We start from the raw sequence: 17,043 nt of genomic DNA on the forward strand, positions 1-17,043 counted from the left end.
AACTTATTATTTATCAGCAAGTTGATTTGTTGTGTTTTTTGCTGATAGTTATATGTTTTGACATCGAAATGATGCCCCTTTATGTTGTTCTAATACCTTGCAATTAATGATGCCGCTACGTTGACAATAATGGAGCAGCCAATCCCATCCAGCCGTAAAGCCAGTTGCTTTTGCGAACGGTATTGAATAATCTCGCCGGTTATGCCTTTCAGCGGACCGGCCTTTATACATATTTTTTCACCGGGTTGCAGGTGCCTTTCGGTTATCTCCAACTCGTACGCGCTGGCCATTAACAGTTTCAGGTCTTCCAGCTGCCTGTCGGGCATGGCGGCTACCTTGCCCGAAAAGTAAATGAAGCGCGCTACCCCTTTCGTCATTAACACATTGGCCTGCTCATGCGGGGGGATGCGCACAAACAGATATGATTTAATCAGCGGTTCTTCCGTCCATTTTTTACGGTCGCTCCATTGTTTCAGCTGTTTTTGCAGGGGCAGATAAACCTCAACGCCCTTGCTTTGCAATGCTTCGCAAGCCTTTTTTTCGGCCTTCGCGTGGGTGTATACCGGGTACCATTTTGCTGTTGCTGTAGTTGCCATAGGTTGTGTTATTTATCGCCTGAACCAATTTTTAATACTCCACTTACCGCTTTGTTGCCCCTCGGCATAATAGTTTGAGCCCTCGTACCCGCTATAGTCCGAGTAGTAGTAATACCTGTTGCCGTAATTGCCGCCAGTAAACTTGGTGGTGTAATAGCGTGAGTGCAACATATCCTCGGCAAAGGCATTCAGTACGATCACCGTGTTATTGATGCTGTACTCCTGCGCTATGCGCTGCGGCACCGTTGCCGCGTAAAATTTTGACTTGCCCGAACGGATCACGAATACATTTACATCGCTCACCCGCACCAGCGGAATAGCGTCGGATACCAAACCGATAGGCGCGGTATCAATCATAATAATATCGTAGCTGTTGCGCAGGCTTTCTATCAGGGCAGTCATCCTATCGCTGTGCAGCAGTTCAGATGGGTTAGGGGGCACCGGGCCCGATGTGATAAAATCAACATTGGTATAGCCCGATGGGGTAATAATTTCGGCGACTTCGCACTGGTTTGCAAGGTAATTGCTTAGGCCTTTGCTGTTAGCGGCTTTAAATGTTTTATGCAGTTTTGAGCGGCGCAGGTCGGCGGCTATGAGGATTACCCGCTTGTTGATCAGCGCCAGCGTACAGGCTAAGTTAACGGCCACGAAAGATTTGCCTTCGCCCGCTACCTCGGAGGTAATGCAGATCACCTTACTGGCTTTTTCTGATGCCAGAAAACTCAAATTGGTACGTACCGACCGTACCGATTCGGCAAAGATGGAGCGGGGCTTGCTTAACGCCAGTATCTGGGTATTAAAATCGTCAATTTCGGCAGGGAACTTGCGTATAACACCGATGATTGGGATGGTGGTTAGGCTCTCTACGGTTTCTTTATCATAAATATAGGGGTTAAGCACCCTGATCACTACGATAAGCCCAATGCCTACCAATAGCCCTAATATAATCGCGGTACGGTGAATTTCGCGGCTGTTGGGCGATATAGGCGTGGCCGATGTTTGCGCGGGTTCAATAATGGTAGCCCCCGGTAAAATAGCCGACCGGCTGATCTGCGCTTCCAGCTTTTTTTCCGACAGGAAAGAATACACCTTTTCGTTGATCTCAAAATCACGTTTCATACTTACCAGGTCGCGTTCGGCAGCGGGCAGTTCTGATATCTGGCGGTTAACCTGCGATAGCTGTGCGCTCAAATAATCGAGGTTCTTTTGTATGCGAATGCTTGAAGCGTACACATTATCCAACGCCGCCTTTTTAACCATTTGCAGCTGTTTGTTTACATCCTGCACCGGTTGCGATGCCTCGTTATAGGTTTTCAGCAAGGCGCCTTTTTCAATCAAAAGGGTATTGAAGCTGGTGATCAACCCGTTCAACAATGGGTCGACACTGCCCTCTAAATTGAAATTGAGGCTCACGTTCTCCTTTTCGCTGCTGATCTGTTTTTTAAGCTGATCTATAGCGATCAGTTCTATCTTTAATAAGGAGCGCTGCGATTCTACCTCGCGGGCTTTCTCCAGCGCCTGGTCTGCCGCCGAACCTACATCCAGTATGCGCGCGTTCTGTTTGTACCGTTCTATCTTATTTTCCGATCCTTGTACACCTTTTGAGAGGTCTATCAGCTGCGTATCAATAAAGTGGATCATTTGCGTGGCCGACTGTGTTTTCTGGTTGCGATCATAATTGAGGTACTCGTTCATGATGGCGTTCAGTATATCGGCCGCGAATTGCGGGTTAGAGTCGGTTTGTTGCAGCGATATAATGTTGGAGTTTTTGATCACCTCGCTGATGCGCAAACCGCCCTTTACCCGGCCCAGCAGATCTTCGGGCGTGTTAAACTTAAAGCGATAAGCCGCGTGGTCAATCTCGGCGGCCATGGCAATGCTGAAGGTGGTGTTGCCAATAGTAACGGGGCTGTTGTAGGCGTAGGTTTTGTTCACTTCTTTACCGTTAATAATATAGTTAAGGGTGAACGAGCGCCTGTCTACCGGTTTATAATTAATATCGTCGTGGTAATAAGCTGTGCTGTCAAACTTAAGCAGTTGTACGTTGAGTGGTTTTTGCGGGTAAAGTTCGCTGGTGCGTACCCGGCCTGCTATAAAAAAGCTGATGCGGTAATCAATATCCCTTATGGCATTCAGCAGCAGGTTGCGGCTCTGTATCACAAAGGTTTCGCTCTGTATTTTTGATGGCCCGCGGTCGGCATTATTGATCACGCTAACCAGGTCTGATATTTCAGATTTCTTTTCTTCCAGCTTAATAGTGCCTGTTGTGGCGTAGGTTTTAGGAGTATACCACAGGTATATATATGAAGCAGCGGTAAACAGCACAACAGCGGCGGCTATCCAATACCAGCGGCTGAGCAGTATGCGGCCTATCTTAAAATAGTCGATATCCTGGTTGGGCAATTTAGGCTGTATGTTAACGTTTTCCTGCATTCCCTTTAGCTGTTGTAAGTATGTTTTTCAAAGTCATTTATCTTCCCGGCCAATCTTCTTTTTTCCCAATTTAATACCCTCGCCCTTGTTTTTGTAAAGCAGTAAATTAGGTTATGACGCATATATAATTTAGGTTTGGTAACCGCCCGGTTGATGTATAAATTAGGCGGTGTTATCAAAAATAAATAATTTGAGATCATAAAAAAGGAGGCCAAAATTGGACGGTATCAAGATCACCCTCATAACGGTTTGTTATAACGCCGAAAGTACCATAAGCGCCTGCATTAAGTCGGTAATAAACCAGCGTTATGGCAACCTCCAATACATCATTATTGACGGTTCATCAACCGATAAAACGGTAGAAATTATCAGGCAGTTTGAGGGGCATTTTTATACCCTCATCAGCGAGCCGGATAAGGGTATTTATGATGCCATGAACAAGGGTATAGCCATGGCAGCCGGCGAGGTGATAGGCATGCTGAATGCCGATGACGTATTTGCTGCAGATAATATATTATCAACTGTTAATGAGTATTTTAATAGTGATTTAGATATCCTTTACGGCGACTTGAATGTGGTAAATAAGCAGGGCAAGGTGATACGTAAATGGCGCTCGGCGCCATACCAAAAAGGCATCATGAACTGGGGTTGGATGCCCCCTCATCCTACCTTTTATTGCAGGCGAAAACTGTTCGAAAAACTGGGTAATTACAGGCTCGATTATGGCACCGCTGCCGACTATGAATTGATGCTCCGGTTTATGCACGGCAACATGCACAAAACTGAACGAACACCACTAATAATGGTTATAATGAACGCGGGAGGCGCAAGCAATAACAGCTATTTTAGTCGTATCAAAGCATTGATGAATGATATGCGGGCAATGCGCGAAAATGGCATCAGGTTTCCGTGGCTTACCGTGCTCTTAAAACCCCTCCGTAAAATTCATCAATACCTGTGAAGTTGTTTAGGTTTAACAATTATTCGGTGTTGAATAATGGATCACTATCTACAAATGTATCAGCCGTTATACTATGTGTTTATAGTGGGTTTCTCGGCCTTTATTACTTTCCTTGCCATGCCCTCCATTATACACGTAGCCGGTAAACGGCATTTGTATGATGACTTGGGCCACTTCCGTAAACAGCACGATCATGGTATACCCCGGCTTGGCGGCGTAGCCATATTCTTAAGCTTTACCATTACCTGCCTACTATTTTGCGCTACCGGTAAACTGCTGCCCTTAAACTATTTGCTTACCGCCTGCATTATCCTGTTCGGTATGGGGCTTAAGGATGATCTTTCGGGTGTAGGCTCGGGTACCAAGTTCCTGGCGCAGTTTGTAGCCTGCGGTATCTTGGTTATCCCCGGCGATATAAGGCTTACCAGTATGTACGGTATCTTCGGTGTTTATGATCTCGCTTATTTTCCCAGCGTGCTGCTTTCGGTTATTACTATTATGATGCTCATCAACGCCTTTAATTTGGTCGACGGTATCGACGGACTGGCGGCTACCACCGGTGTAGTAGCCAATTTGCTATTTGCCGCCCTGTTCTTATATACCCGGCATTACGAGCTGGCCGCCCTGTCGCTGGCTATTGTGGGGGCACTGTTCGGCTTTTTAAAGTTCAACATTACCCCGGCCCGCATCTTTATGGGCGATACCGGCTCCATGCTCATCGGGTTGATCTCGGCAGTAATGGCCGTTAAATTTATCGAGGTAAATAAGGCTATTGAGGCGGCCAATATGCCGCAGGTAAATGCCGCGCCTGCCCTGGGGGTAGCCATACTGATAGGGCCAATTTTCGATACGCTAAGGGTATTCTTTCTGCGGATAATAAAGGGTTTATCGCCGTTTACGGCAGATAGGAACCACTTGCACCACCGTATGCTGCGCCTCGGTTTTAATCACCTGCAAACTACGGTTATACTCACCTTTGTAAATCTGACTGCTATTGTAGTGGTGCTCACCTTTAGCGAATTTGGTAACTCGGCACTGCTGCTGGCTATGGCCGGGGTAATGCTGGCCTTCAACTGGATCATTACCTTCTGCATCCGCTCGAAAGAGCGAGCGCATATTGCCCTGCGCAACCTGTTTGTGTAAGCAATATGGCTTAAGGCTGAATATTAGCTTCCTATAATTTTATAGCTTTGCAGCATATATTTTCTTTGAATTATAATGAGGATAGCAATTAACGGGTTCGGGCGTATCGGCCGTATCTTTTTAAGGAGCATTTTAAACAGGCCGGGTATTGATGTGGTGGCCATAAATGATCTTACCGATACACAAACGCTTGCCCATCTCTTTAAGTACGACTCCGTTCACCGGGGTTTTAAAGGCAAGGTTGATTTTGATGGCGATAACCTGTACATCAACGATCACGAAATAAGGGTTTTTGCCGAGCGCGACCCATCGGCACTGCCCTGGAAAAAGCTGGATATTGACCTGGTGATAGAATCAACCGGGAAATTTACCTCTAAGGAAGGTGCCGAACAACACCTTATAGCAGGTGCCAAACAAGTAATTATATCGGCCCCGCCTACTGATAAAAGCGTGCCTACAGTGGTGTTAGGGGTTAACGATAAGGACGTTGATCTTACATCGCCTATCCTGTCGAACGCATCATGCACCACCAACAACGTGGCCGCCATGGTGAAAATACTCGACGAAAACTGGGGTATCATCGATGGTTATATTACCACCGTACACTCCATGACCGGCGACCAAAACCTGCACGATGCCCCGCATAAAGACCTGCGCCGTGCACGTGCGGCATCGGCATCTATCATCCCAACAACAACCGGCGCGGCCAAGGCCATTACCAATATCTTTCCGCATCTCGAAGGTCGTTTAGGCGGCGCGGGCATCCGGGTACCTGTGTTAAATGGTTCGTTAACTGATTTTACCTGTAGTCTTAAAATAGATACCACAGTGGAAGCGATCAACGAAGCTTTTAAAAATGCCGCCGCGAAAGGTTCGTTCAAGGATATTTTGGAGTATACCGAAGATCCGATAGTATCGACTGATATTTTAGATAATCCGCACAGTTGTATATTTGATGCGCAGCTTACCTCTATAGTAGGGGGCCTGGTAAAAGTAGTTGGCTGGTACGATAACGAAATGGGTTACTCAAGCCGCCTTGCCGACCTGGTTGTAAAAATAAGTCTGCTCAAATAAATGGTAAAGTTTATAAAGGTTGAAGAGTTGCTGCCCATCCGCAACGAGGTATTACGCGAAGGAAGGCTGACTAACGAAGAATGCATCTTTCCCGGTGATGAGCTGGAAGGCGCTTTCCACCTGGGTTATTATATAGGCGACGAACTGGCCTGCGTGGCATCGTTCCACCCTAAAGGGTATGGCGAGTTTCATGGTACGGGTTACCAGTTGCGCGGTATGGCCACTATTGAAAAATACAGGGGCAAAGGTTATGGTAACCAGCTGCTTAACTTTGCCATAGTGTACCTGCGCGGCCAAAAGGCCAACTATATGTGGTGTAATGCCCGTAAGGTGGCCAGCGGCTTTTATTTAAACATGGGTTTTGAAATAGTATCGCCCGAATTCGAAATTGCCGGGATAGGGCCACACTACGTTATGTATGTTAAAATAAGATAACGTTTGAGTTAAAAAAACTATCTTTTTAACAATTGACATTCGCTTTTTGGAATAAAATGCTGATTTTGCGCCCCTGAGCGTTAATAACTCACAGATATAGTATGAAAACAATAGATCAAATAAGTTTTGCCGGTAAAAAAGCCCTAATCAGGGTTGATTTTAACGTACCTCTTGATAAGGATTACAATATTACCGACGACAACCGCATAACAGCTGCCCTGCCTACTATCAAAAAAATATTGAAAGATGGCGGCGCGGTTATCCTGATGTCGCACCTTGGCCGACCAAAAGATGGCCCGACCGAAAAATACTCATTGAAGCACGTGGTAAAACATTTGTCTGATCTGTTGGGTCAGCAGGTTGAATTTGCTGATGATTGCATTGGCGCGCAGGCTGTTGAAAAAGCAGGCGAGCTTGAAAAAGGCGAAGTGTTGTTATTAGAGAACCTTCGTTTTTATAAAGAAGAAGAAAAAGGCGACAAAGACTTTGCCGAAAAACTATCAAAATTAGGTGATATATACGTGAACGATGCCTTTGGTACCGCTCACCGTGCGCACGCTTCAACAGCGGTTATCGCGCAGTTTTTCCCTGATGCCAAATACTTTGGTTACCTGATGGCGGGCGAACTGGCCAATGCCGAAAAGGTATTGAACGGCGCTGCCAAACCTTTCACCGCAATTATGGGTGGTGCCAAGGTATCTGATAAAATTGAACTGATCGAAGCATTATTAAGCAAGGTTGATAACCTGATCATCGGTGGTGGTATGGCTTATACCTTTGCTAAAGCGCAGGGCGGCCAAATTGGTAAATCGCTGGTTGAGGCTGATAAGCTTGATCTTGCCCTTAGCCTGATTGAAAAAGCTAAAGAAAAAGGCGTTAACCTGTTATTACCTACCGATTCTGTAATTGCAGATAACTTTGCCAATGATGCCAATACCGACATCGCGCCAAACGATAATATTAAAGATGGCTGGATGGGTTTAGATATCGGTCCGGATTCTATCGTTGTATTTAGCAAGGTAGTAGCCGAATCAAAAACCGTTTTATGGAATGGTCCGATGGGCGTTTTTGAAATGGAAAAATTTGAAAAAGGTACCAAAGCCGTAGCAGATGCAGTAGTAACCGCTACCGAAAATGGCGCGTTCTCGCTGATAGGCGGTGGTGATTCGGCAGCAGCGGTTGCTAAGTTTAACCTTACCCACGAAGTAAGCTATGTATCAACAGGCGGCGGCGCATTGTTAGAGTACATGGAAGGTAAAGAACTACCGGGCGTAAAAGCCATCAACGAGTAATCGTTACCATAACAATATAAGAGAAAGGCAACCGGATAAGGTTGCCTTTTTTGTGAAACCTTTATTTTGTCACTGATGCGGCCTGTGGTATGCAGCTTGTGGTCGGTGTTATCACCGCACCACCTTTCGAAAAGGAAAATTTATGAAACCGTTTTACCAGTATGCATGATGCTTTTTTGGCAGCCTGTGGTCGGTGTTATCACCGCACCACCTTTCGATAAGTTTTCCTCTTTATCCACTGCACCAGCAACTAATACATTTAACAATGCATAACGGTATTGAATTTTTCACTGCTACCTGTTTAAACTGGCAGTTGCTTTTGCAACCGGATGAACACAAACAAATTATTTTGGATAGTTTGAACTTCTTGGTTAACGATAAGAGGATATGGCTTTATGGTTATGTAATTATGCCCAATCATGTACACATACTTTGGCGTAAACAAGATGACTGGTTAAATAAAAATGTGGAGCAGCATTTCTCAAAGTTTACAGCTCAGCAACTCAAATTCAGTTTACAGAATAATTATCCTGAACAGTTAAATGCTTATTTAAGTACACAAAGTGATCGTCAATATCAGTTTTGGGAACGACGACCACATATAGCTACTATGTACAGCAGAAAGATTTTTGAAGAAAAACTGGATTATATTCATGATAATCCGGTAAAAGCCGACCTCTGTAATTCGCCGGAAGATTATCTGTTTTCATCGGCGGCATATTATAGCACTAATGCTAAAAATAGTATGTTAACTCATTACATGGAACATATATGAATGTAAGTGGTGCGGTGATAACACCTACCACAGGCTGAAACGAGTAATCGTTACCATAACAATATAAGAGAAAGGCAATCCGGATAAGGTTGCCTTTTTTGTTGTTGTCAGCTTTACGAAGTTTTTAAAGCTTCGTAAAGCCTGTTAGGTATTATTAACTATTGCCATCACGGCGTCCTTTCAATCTCAAAAATCTTCTTTTCAGTTTTCCAACGAATTTCCATATAATCCGAATACTCAGTGCCGAACTTATCAACCAGCGCAATTAAAATGTAGTTATTTGTTTTTAGAGATATGTTATAGGCATAAAAATTCTCATCTGGATAAGCTTTTAAATCTACTCCATTGGGATTACTCCACACATTGTTGTCAATCTTATAAAGGATCTCGTCCTGGCCATTCTTCTGATTAACGATGATCAAATTATGGAAGTATTTATGTTTAATAGGTTTTATAAATACTTTTCCCGTTACGTTATTGCTGCTATCTTTGTAAGTGTGCACCATTTTATAGCCTTCCAGAACATTGGTTTTCAAGATGTTTGAAGCTTTTTTCTTCTGTTCGTGAACGTCAGCTTTGTTATGTACAGTATTTGAATTGCAGCTAATTATCACTGTAACTATAAAAGATAGAAGAAGTAGAATTTTCGGTTTCATTATTTATTATCGTTTCTCTAAGCAAATAGAAGTAACCTTATTAATTACTGATTTTGTGGTAAATTATGTTTCTCTCGCCTTTTTTATAGTTCCATTTACCTTGATGTAAGGTACTGGTGCCTATGTAAAGTAACGCATTGCTTTTTATTAAATATTTATCAATATAATAAGAGGTTTTTCCGTTGTCTTCCGAATGGGAGTCGTCTCTTATTGTGATAAATAAACCGTCTTTAAGTGTTTTATAAGTGCCCTTTAGTTTATAATTGAGTTCACAATCATATTCAGTAACCTTATAGTCGGTATTAAAACTTAATGTACTGCTGCACTTATTTGAAACCTTTAATGTCCAATTGGTATTCACAAGCTGGTCGCTGTTAGTGAAGCATCCAAGAAAAAGAGATAAGAGTGCTTTTTTCATTTTTTAAAGAGTTTAGGTTTATCATCTAAATTATGTTTAAATATAATAGATAGGGTGTTTTGTTGCCGCCTGTGATGTTATTACCGCACCACCTTTCGGATATTTTTTTAGCTTTTATAAGTCTGCACAGTTATCAAGCCATCAAACTCCCCCTGCTTCACTTCTCTTTCCCTTCTCGTTTTACGACTGAAAAGTTTCCATATAAAAGCAGGTAATACGGGCTTCAATATTTGTGCTAAGTAAGTTTTCGGGAAATTTTCTTTAATACCGTAGTCGGCGGGTTCATTTACGGGGCAAGTATACGTGCGGAAAAGTATATCCATTAATGGTGAAATATTAGCGTAGTTGCCGCGGTCGCGTTCTTTATCGTGATGCCAGTGGTGAAGCTCCGGCGAGCCGATCAGCATTTTCAGCGGACCGATAGGCAACTTCACATTGGAATGGATATATATTGCCCATATTCCCCGGAAAGCAACTACTAAAGCCAGGGTATCTAAATTGAAACCCATGATAAAGGCTGGCAGGTTGATGATGCCAACGGTATAGATAGAATCTAAAGGATGTTCGCGGTGGGCGGCCAGCCAGTCTAAATGTTCGGTGCTGTGGTGTACTTTATGAAATCGCCACAAAAAATCTACCTTATGCTGCAGCCGGTGACCCCAGTAAATAAGCAGGTCACTAAAAAAGATAACCTCAATGGTCTGTAGCCAAAAAGGTTGTGTTTTTATCGCATTGCGTATACCAACAGGTATAATATGATCCAGCCATGTGCCGAAATAGCTAAGTACAGCTAATACAAGCCCGCTCCAAAACAAGTATTGACCTATAAAATGGCAGAGATCAAGTAGCCACTCTTTCCTGAATACTTTTTGCCCCGTCCTGGCCGGAAATACTTTCTCCATCGGGATAAATACCAACGCTAAAAAAAGCAGACTGGCACCTGTAGCAAGCAATAACTGTAAAAAATTCATGGCTTTTGCTTTTTAATGGTGTCAATTTTTTGTTTGGGTTGCTGGGTGCTTTTTTAACAGGTTTAATAGATGTGTTTTTGGGTTTGCTTACAGAGTCGGCGTATGATTTTATATTTTTTGTAAGCCTTGTTTTTCCTGTGTCGGGCGTAAGCCTCAAAGGTTTTGTAAGGACAATTGACTTAGATGACGACATCAATATTCGCTGGAGATCAGCACGGGTAACTGTATCTTTTTGGGTATTTGTTATAGTACCGCCGTTATGGCTTGTTTGCAGGTTTGATGAATCTTGCGGTATATAGTCGTTAAGTTTACCTGTTCGGTAAAGCAAGAACAGGGTAATGAGGGATGCAAAACCTGTTAACGTAAGTGCTTGTATAAATTTGCTGTGTTGCATATTGCTAACGATAAGGATTAGGAACTAAACCGGCTTTGCCCGGTGTTTGCATATAAAAATAAGCTGTTTAATGATAATTATATAGGTTTTAACAATATTTAACTCGTTTAAGCGGCTGTAATGCTTCAGTATTACTTGTTGCCTTTCTCAATTACAACACTTCGTTTTCCTAACTTTCACTACATTTAGCCGTTAATTTCCTCGTAAAAATGAAAAAAGCCACATTGTTCGCCTTTAGCTTTATGCTTTTGGCGTTTGTTACTTTCGCGCAGCCGCAAACCCCTGATGCCGGTTATGTAAAAGAAAATTACATTAAGTACGAATACCAGATACCCATGCGCGATGGCAAAAAGCTGTTCACGTCGGTATATGTTCCTAAAGATCAGTCGAAGAAATACCCCATAATGATGGACCGCACGCCCTACAGCGTAGCCCCTTACGGAACCGATAAATATAAGGGCAGCCTTGGCCCGTCGGAATTATTTATGAAAGACGGTTATATTTTTGTGTACCAAGATGTACGCGGCCGCTGGATGAGTGAAGGCATTTATGAGGAGATGACCCCCGAAAAAGAAGTGCACAAAACCAATAACGACGTTGATGAAGGTACCGACACTTATGATACCATCGACTGGCTGATCAAGAACCTGCCGAATAACAATGGCAAGGTAGGGGTATGGGGCATATCGTATCCGGGTTTTTATACTACTACGGCATTATTGAGCCGTCACCCCGCCCTTGTGGCCGCGTCGCCGCAGGCACCCATTGCCGATTTGTACCGCGATGATGCCTTCCACAATGGAGCATTTATGCTGGTGGCTAACTTTGGCTTTTACCCCGGCTTTACCAACAGGCAGGATGATAAACCCACCCAGCGCAGGGGAAAAGACTTTGATCCGGGTACAGAGGATGGTTATAAATTCTTCATGGAAATGGGATCGATGCGTAACTCTAACGTGAAATATTATAAGGATACCATTCGCCTGTGGAACGAAATGATGGATCACCCCAATTACGATCAACACTGGAAAGACCGCAACGTATTGCCACACCTGCACGATATTAAAACCGCTGTACTGGTAACCGGCGGTTGGTACGATGCCGAAGATCTTTACGGTGCCATCAATACTTATAAAACGTTGGCGCAAAAAAATCCTGCAACGCCCATATACTTCGCTATGGGGCCATGGGTGCACGGCGGCTGGGCACGTGGCAATGGCGATCATTTAGGCGATGTTGATTTTGGGGCGGCAACGTCTCCCTTCTACCGCGAAAATATCGAGTTCAAATTTTTTAGCCATTACCTGAAAGGTACCGGTCTTGATTTGCCTAAAATATCGGCTTTTGAAACCGGCGCCAACAAATGGCATAACTACAATGTATGGCCGCCAAAAGAGGCTACAGAAAAGAACCTGTACTTTTTACCCAATGGTAAACTATCGTTCATCGCGCCTGCCGATGCTAAGGACAGCTTCGACGAGTTCGTATCAGACCCGGCCAATCCGGTGCCGTTCATAGATGGTATCAGCATGGATATGAACAGGGAATACATGACCGCCGACCAGCGTTTTGCCGCCAAAAGAAAGGACGTACTAACTTACCAAACCGACGTATTAACCGACGATGTAACCATTGCAGGTAACATTTGGGCCAACCTTAAAGTAGCCACCACAGGTACTGATGCCGACTGGGTGGTAAAGGTAATTGACGTATATCCCGACACCACTACGGCAGGGAATTTCACCGGAAAAGATGTAAACCCGGCAGGCTACCAGCAAATGGTACGCAGCGAGGCCATGCGCGGCAAGTTTCGCAACAGTTTTGAAAAGCCCGTGCCGTTTGTCCCCGGTAAGGTAAGTCCGGTGAATTTTGAACTGCAAGACCTGTTGCACACCTTTAAAAAAGGACACCGCATAATGGTGCAGGTACAAAGCACCTGGTTCCCGCTTATCGACAGGAATACCCAACAGTTTCAGGATATTATGAAAGCTAAGGATAACGATTTCAAAAAAGCCACCCACAAGGTGTATACCTCAAAAACGCATCCGAGTTATTTGAAGGTGAGGGTAATGTGAGATGGTAAGGTAGTTATGTAGTACAAGTCATGTTGAATTATTTCAACATCTCACTGGCAAGAAATGTTGCTTATCCAATTTGTCCTGTGAGATGCCGAAATTCTTCGGCATGACGGCGGGTATGATTAGATCTTCAGCCTAATAAATGGAGGCTATTTAACGCATACTTATATCGTTGTTTATTATTTCTATAATCCATTCTTTATGTCTTTTGCTATGGTTGAAATCTATCCCTGAATATTCGTTCTCAATATATTCTAATCGCTTTAAAACTTTCATGTAAAAGTCTGTTGATTGATTAGTGCCGATATTTACTAAATTCTGTAATAAGTACTCAATTGTATCTATATAAGTAGTGTTCAAGAATATCTCTCCGTATAACATCTCGGTGTCTTCCTGTGTAGTCTTAAGTTCACCAAGTGCATCGGCAATACAATTCTGTTGATAAGAAGTCAATTTTAATAGTATCGATTTTAAATCAATCCAATCATCTTGATTAAAGCCTTGGAGTTTTGTTACTATTTCATGGATTTCCCATTCCCAGTATCCCCATTCATGAATTTCATTTTCATTAATGAAATTAAGCAGGTTGATGATCTTGTCATTTTTAGTCATATGATGAATCAATATAAAAATATTAAGATACTGAATTATTAATTCATCAGCACAGTTTGCATTTGGTATAATTATAGCGTACTTCTTCTAATTTAAATTATACTCCTCCTGTTACATATCCGCATCGCTTTGCGTAATACTTATATAAACTAATTATTATGCTGAAGAAATTAACAATGGTATTGCTGGTTGCCGTATTGGCTTCGTGCGATAAAAAGGACAGTGGTAAATGCAGTAACCGGGTATGTACTGAAATATTCGCTTCGGTAGGTTTTCGGTTTTTGAAGCAGGATGGGAGCGGTATCATCGTTAAAAACTACAGCGTAGTTAATCAGCAAACAAAAGATACGATTACCATAAAAGAAACCGGAACATTGGGTATTGGTATCAATGAGTTACGCACTCCGGGATACTATACCGTAGTAAACGATTCCTACAAAGATAAACTAACCGAAGCAGGCATCGACCTGAAAGTAAGCGGCACAGATTCTTTACACAACCAAACCAAAACAGCCATTGTAAAGGTAGGGGTAGACGAATGTGGCTGCCACGTACAAAAGATCTCCGGTCCCGACGAAATAAAGTTTGACAATTGAAAAGCGCTTTTTAATTCTTCTTAGTGTTTAATTGTTGTGTAAAACCCGGTTCAGGCCGGGTTTTGTTTTTGAATACCGAAAATGAAGCCTGTGTTAACTCACCCCCAGCCCCTCTCTGCTGCGCAAAGAGGGGAGAAAAGATAAAAGAGGAGATTAAAAAACAAAACTCCCTCTTTGCGCAGCAGAGAGGGAAGTCGAGCGAAGCGATGACAGGGTGAGTCAAAAAGCCATCTGCCAACCCTCCGCGTAACTCCGTGCAAACCTCCGCTTCCTCCGCGGTTAAAAATCTACGCTTAAACATCTCCATCGAAGTCTCGTTTGCTCTATTCCCTCAAATAATTAACTTTGGTTAGCTTGTACCAACAAACTACTAAAACCACACCGCTATGAAAATACTACTTTCCTTTTTATTGCTATGCTTAGTTATCAACAGCTATGCCCAGCAACCTGCTAAATTCAACGGACTGGATATGAACCTGGGCAATCTCTCGCGATTGTCGGATGCGCAAACACGGTCAATCAGTCCGGAAAATTTTACGGGTGGCAAAGGAAAAGGAGCCACGGCCGACCCGGTGAAGAACAAAGGGCAACGCAATGTGGCCAATGCAGCTAACGAATCACGCGATTTAGGTATCGGCTGGAAAGTGAACCCCTTTATTATCGTTAATCCCGGCGAAACCATTACCATTGCCGAAATGGAGGGCCCCGGCGCTATACAGCAAATATGGATGACACCTACAGGTAACTGGCAGTTCTCTATCCTGCGTTTTTATTGGGATGATGAAACCGAACCATCAGTAGAAGCACCTGTAGGCGCGTTCTTCGGGATGGGGTGGAACGAGTACGCGCCGCTCAACTCTTTGCCGGTAACGGTTAACCCCGGCAGCGCTTTTAACTGCTATTGGAAAATGCCATTCCGCAAAAAATGCAGGGTCACTTTAGAAAATATAAACAAGGCCGCCGAAATGCGCCTGTACTACCAGATCAATTATACCCTTACCGAAGTTGGGAACGACGAAGCTTACTTTCATGTCCAATACCGCCGTTCAAATCCGAACACCACATCGGTACATACCATATTGGATGGTGTAAAAGGTAAAGGGCAGTACGTGGGCACCTACATGGGCATCGGTGTAAACAATAATGGTTGGTGGGGCGAGGGCGAAATCAAGTTTTACATGGATGGCGATAAGGAATATCCCACCATTGCAGGTACCGGCACCGAAGATTATTTCTGCGGATCGTACAACTTCGACAGGGGAGGTAAGTATGTGGAATTTTGTACGCCCTATGCGGGTTTGCACCAGGTGATCCGCCCGGATGGCGCATACCGCGCACAGCAAAGGTTTGGCCTGTATCGCTGGCATATTATGGATCCGGTGAGGTTTGATAAAGATTTAAAAGTAACCATTCAGGATTTGGGCTGGCGCGATGGCGGGCGGTACCTGGCTCAAAAGTCGGATATTATAACGGTGGCCTACTGGTACCAGCGCGAGCCTCATGCCAAATTTCCGAAACTACCCTCAAAGGACGAACTGGAAGTGAACTAAAAATATTTTCGAGTGGCTGTTGCGTTTTGGTAGTCATCACCGTATCAGGTACAAAGCCCCGATTATGCGTAAAAGTATTTTAGCCATTTTAGCTGTAGCATTGCTGGCATCGGCATGCAGTAAAACTAAAAAGTCAACCTGTGGCGAGCAAATTTGCACGGCCAATTTCGCTTATATTATGATAAGCTTTTTGGATAAGGATGGTAACCCTACCGAGGTGAAAGATTACCACGCCATTAATTTGCGCACAAAAGATACCGTTAAAAGTATGGTGAACGCGAGTATCAACACGGTTCCCGGTGCTTTCGCGGTAATTGATGACAGCCATACGGCAAATCTGACTGACGGTGGTGATGAAATCCAGGTATCGGCTACTTCAACAACAACTAACCAAACTAAAAAGGCTATCCTGAAGGTATCCGGTGGTAAATGCGCCTGCCATATTAGCAAGGTTTCGGGGCCTGATCAGGTAAAATTCGATTAAAGGTTCTTCTTCTTAAAATAATAGTGTTTAATTGAGGATGGGGCCCGGCTTGCCGGGTCTTATCTTTTTAAACGTCATCCCAATAACTTCTTATAAAAATACTGCTTAGCTTTGTATAGCTTAACCGGCATTACATCTTACCAAAAAACATTATGAAAAAACTCCTGTACTTCCCGTTATTAGTTATTGTATTTGCTGCATGCAGCAAAAGGTTGCAAACACAAAAATGCCCCGATAAAATTTGCACCATGATATTTGCCAGCGTACCTGTAAGCTATGTGGATAATGCAGGCAAACCCGCGGCGGTAAAAAATTACAAGGCCGTAAACCTGCGCACTAAAGAAGATATTACCCATCCCGATAACCGCAACATAACGGCCAGTACATTTACCATAGCCGACGATAGCGACCTCAAACGCATATCAGAAGCGGGCGACGATATTTTACTTACGGCTACAGATAGCGCCACTAACAAGCAACTGCGCGATACCGTTAAAATTGCCGGCGGCGTATGTGCCTGCCACGTAGCACGCATTTCGGGGCTGGAACAAATAAAGGTAAATTAAGCGTTATTA

At 43.7% G+C, this 17,043-nt stretch carries 17 protein-coding genes; 11 read left to right on the forward strand and 6 right to left on the reverse strand.

Going from position 1 to position 17,043, the window contains the following annotated elements; genetic code table 11:
* Positions 1 to 89: 89 nt before the first annotated feature.
* Together AC07NA_RS09085 and AC07NA_RS09090 are read right to left on the reverse strand one after the other, a co-directional pair.
* Positions 90 to 596 carry a UpxY family transcription antiterminator gene (locus tag AC07NA_RS09085; protein ID WP_494897286.1) on the reverse strand — a complete coding sequence of 169 codons (507 nt, stop codon included), beginning with the start codon at positions 594 to 596 and terminating at the stop codon, positions 90 to 92.
* A 12-nt stretch (positions 597 to 608) separates the two neighbouring features.
* Complete coding sequence (locus AC07NA_RS09090) at positions 609 to 3,029, reverse strand: GumC family protein (RefSeq protein ID WP_494897287.1); 2,421 nt, start codon at positions 3,027 to 3,029, stop codon at positions 609 to 611.
* 217 nt (positions 3,030 to 3,246) lie between these two features.
* Between AC07NA_RS09090 and AC07NA_RS09095 the strand changes: the two genes are divergently transcribed.
* The 6 genes from AC07NA_RS09095 (at position 3,247) to AC07NA_RS09120 (ending at position 8,709) form a co-directional block, all read left to right on the forward strand.
* The gene (locus AC07NA_RS09095) at positions 3,247 to 3,990 is read left to right on the forward strand and encodes a glycosyltransferase family 2 protein (protein ID WP_494897288.1); all 744 of its coding nucleotides are present in this window, start codon (positions 3,247 to 3,249) and stop codon (positions 3,988 to 3,990) included.
* A 36-nt stretch (positions 3,991 to 4,026) separates the two neighbouring features.
* Complete coding sequence (locus tag AC07NA_RS09100; protein WP_494897289.1) at positions 4,027 to 5,133, forward strand: MraY family glycosyltransferase; 1,107 nt, start codon at positions 4,027 to 4,029, stop codon at positions 5,131 to 5,133.
* Positions 5,134 to 5,208: 75 nt separating this feature from the next.
* On the forward strand, positions 5,209 to 6,207 hold the full coding sequence (gap, locus tag AC07NA_RS09105) for a type I glyceraldehyde-3-phosphate dehydrogenase (RefSeq protein ID WP_345212146.1): 999 nt from the start codon (positions 5,209 to 5,211) through the stop codon (positions 6,205 to 6,207).
* Positions 6,208 to 6,642, forward strand: coding sequence for a GNAT family N-acetyltransferase (locus AC07NA_RS09110; protein WP_494897290.1), 435 nt, complete (start codon positions 6,208 to 6,210; stop codon positions 6,640 to 6,642).
* A gap of 101 nt (positions 6,643 to 6,743) precedes the next feature.
* Positions 6,744 to 7,934 (forward strand): phosphoglycerate kinase, encoded by a 1,191-nt coding sequence (locus AC07NA_RS09115; protein WP_494897291.1) that lies wholly within the window; start codon positions 6,744 to 6,746, stop codon positions 7,932 to 7,934.
* 265 nt (positions 7,935 to 8,199) lie between these two features.
* Positions 8,200 to 8,709 carry an REP-associated tyrosine transposase gene (locus tag AC07NA_RS09120; protein ID WP_494897292.1) on the forward strand — a complete coding sequence of 170 codons (510 nt, stop codon included), beginning with the start codon at positions 8,200 to 8,202 and terminating at the stop codon, positions 8,707 to 8,709.
* A gap of 167 nt (positions 8,710 to 8,876) precedes the next feature.
* On the opposite strand, the gene AC07NA_RS09125 is transcribed toward AC07NA_RS09120, so the two are convergent.
* The 3 genes from AC07NA_RS09125 to AC07NA_RS09135 form a co-directional block, all read right to left on the reverse strand.
* On the reverse strand, positions 8,877 to 9,365 hold the full coding sequence (locus AC07NA_RS09125) for a hypothetical protein (protein WP_494897293.1): 489 nt from the start codon (positions 9,363 to 9,365) through the stop codon (positions 8,877 to 8,879).
* Positions 9,366 to 9,405: 40 nt separating this feature from the next.
* Positions 9,406 to 9,783 (reverse strand): hypothetical protein, encoded by a 378-nt coding sequence (locus AC07NA_RS09130; protein WP_494897294.1) that lies wholly within the window; start codon positions 9,781 to 9,783, stop codon positions 9,406 to 9,408.
* A gap of 107 nt (positions 9,784 to 9,890) precedes the next feature.
* Positions 9,891 to 10,754, reverse strand: a complete 864-nt coding sequence (locus AC07NA_RS09135) for a sterol desaturase family protein (RefSeq protein ID WP_494897295.1) — start codon at positions 10,752 to 10,754, stop codon at positions 9,891 to 9,893.
* A 603-nt stretch (positions 10,755 to 11,357) separates the two neighbouring features.
* On the opposite strand from AC07NA_RS09135, the gene AC07NA_RS09140 reads away from it, so the two are divergent.
* On the forward strand, positions 11,358 to 13,223 hold the full coding sequence (locus tag AC07NA_RS09140) for a CocE/NonD family hydrolase (protein ID WP_494897296.1): 1,866 nt from the start codon (positions 11,358 to 11,360) through the stop codon (positions 13,221 to 13,223).
* 156 nt (positions 13,224 to 13,379) lie between these two features.
* Here AC07NA_RS09140 and AC07NA_RS09145 read toward each other — a convergent pair whose 3' ends face one another.
* Positions 13,380 to 13,838, reverse strand: a complete 459-nt coding sequence (locus AC07NA_RS09145) for a hypothetical protein (protein ID WP_494897297.1) — start codon at positions 13,836 to 13,838, stop codon at positions 13,380 to 13,382.
* Between the two features lie 158 nt (positions 13,839 to 13,996).
* Between AC07NA_RS09145 and AC07NA_RS09150 the strand changes: the two genes are divergently transcribed.
* The 4 genes from AC07NA_RS09150 (at position 13,997) to AC07NA_RS09165 (ending at position 17,034) form a co-directional block, all read left to right on the forward strand.
* Complete coding sequence (locus AC07NA_RS09150; RefSeq protein WP_494897298.1) at positions 13,997 to 14,434, forward strand: hypothetical protein; 438 nt, start codon at positions 13,997 to 13,999, stop codon at positions 14,432 to 14,434.
* Positions 14,435 to 14,820: 386 nt separating this feature from the next.
* Complete coding sequence (locus AC07NA_RS09155; protein WP_494897299.1) at positions 14,821 to 15,984, forward strand: glycoside hydrolase family 172 protein; 1,164 nt, start codon at positions 14,821 to 14,823, stop codon at positions 15,982 to 15,984.
* A 64-nt stretch (positions 15,985 to 16,048) separates the two neighbouring features.
* Entirely contained in the window at positions 16,049 to 16,468 is a 420-nt protein-coding gene (locus tag AC07NA_RS09160; RefSeq protein ID WP_494897300.1) for a hypothetical protein, read from the forward strand.
* 152 nt (positions 16,469 to 16,620) lie between these two features.
* Positions 16,621 to 17,034: a hypothetical protein gene (locus tag AC07NA_RS09165; protein ID WP_494897301.1), complete on the forward strand. Its 414-nt coding sequence runs from the start codon at positions 16,621 to 16,623 to the stop codon at positions 17,032 to 17,034.
* Positions 17,035 to 17,043 lie beyond the last annotated feature (9 nt).

This window comes from Mucilaginibacter sp. GW821-FHT07G05 (assembly GCF_059418565.1).

Bases quoted from the DNA above. Each gene is read 5' to 3' on its own strand.
- AC07NA_RS09130 (WP_494897294.1), bottom strand. From the start codon at position 9,783: ATGAAAAAAGCACTCTTATCTCTTTTTCTTGGATGCTTCACTAACAGC.
- AC07NA_RS09140 (WP_494897296.1), top strand. From the start codon at position 11,358: ATGAAAAAAGCCACATTGTTCGCCTTTAGCTTTATGCTTTTGGCGTTT.
- AC07NA_RS09135 (WP_494897295.1), bottom strand. From the start codon at position 10,754: ATGAATTTTTTACAGTTATTGCTTGCTACAGGTGCCAGTCTGCTTTTT.
- AC07NA_RS09085 (WP_494897286.1), bottom strand. From the start codon at position 596: ATGGCAACTACAGCAACAGCAAAATGGTACCCGGTATACACCCACGCG.
- AC07NA_RS09110 (WP_494897290.1), top strand. From the start codon at position 6,208: ATGGTAAAGTTTATAAAGGTTGAAGAGTTGCTGCCCATCCGCAACGAG.
- AC07NA_RS09100 (WP_494897289.1), top strand. From the start codon at position 4,027: ATGGATCACTATCTACAAATGTATCAGCCGTTATACTATGTGTTTATA.
- gap (WP_345212146.1), top strand. From the start codon at position 5,209: ATGAGGATAGCAATTAACGGGTTCGGGCGTATCGGCCGTATCTTTTTA.
- AC07NA_RS09150 (WP_494897298.1), top strand. From the start codon at position 13,997: ATGCTGAAGAAATTAACAATGGTATTGCTGGTTGCCGTATTGGCTTCG.
- AC07NA_RS09115 (WP_494897291.1), top strand. From the start codon at position 6,744: ATGAAAACAATAGATCAAATAAGTTTTGCCGGTAAAAAAGCCCTAATC.
- AC07NA_RS09090 (WP_494897287.1), bottom strand. From the start codon at position 3,029: ATGCAGGAAAACGTTAACATACAGCCTAAATTGCCCAACCAGGATATC.
- AC07NA_RS09165 (WP_494897301.1), top strand. From the start codon at position 16,621: ATGAAAAAACTCCTGTACTTCCCGTTATTAGTTATTGTATTTGCTGCA.
- AC07NA_RS09145 (WP_494897297.1), bottom strand. From the start codon at position 13,838: ATGACTAAAAATGACAAGATCATCAACCTGCTTAATTTCATTAATGAA.
- AC07NA_RS09125 (WP_494897293.1), bottom strand. From the start codon at position 9,365: ATGAAACCGAAAATTCTACTTCTTCTATCTTTTATAGTTACAGTGATA.
- AC07NA_RS09120 (WP_494897292.1), top strand. From the start codon at position 8,200: ATGCATAACGGTATTGAATTTTTCACTGCTACCTGTTTAAACTGGCAG.
- AC07NA_RS09155 (WP_494897299.1), top strand. From the start codon at position 14,821: ATGAAAATACTACTTTCCTTTTTATTGCTATGCTTAGTTATCAACAGC.
- AC07NA_RS09160 (WP_494897300.1), top strand. From the start codon at position 16,049: ATGCGTAAAAGTATTTTAGCCATTTTAGCTGTAGCATTGCTGGCATCG.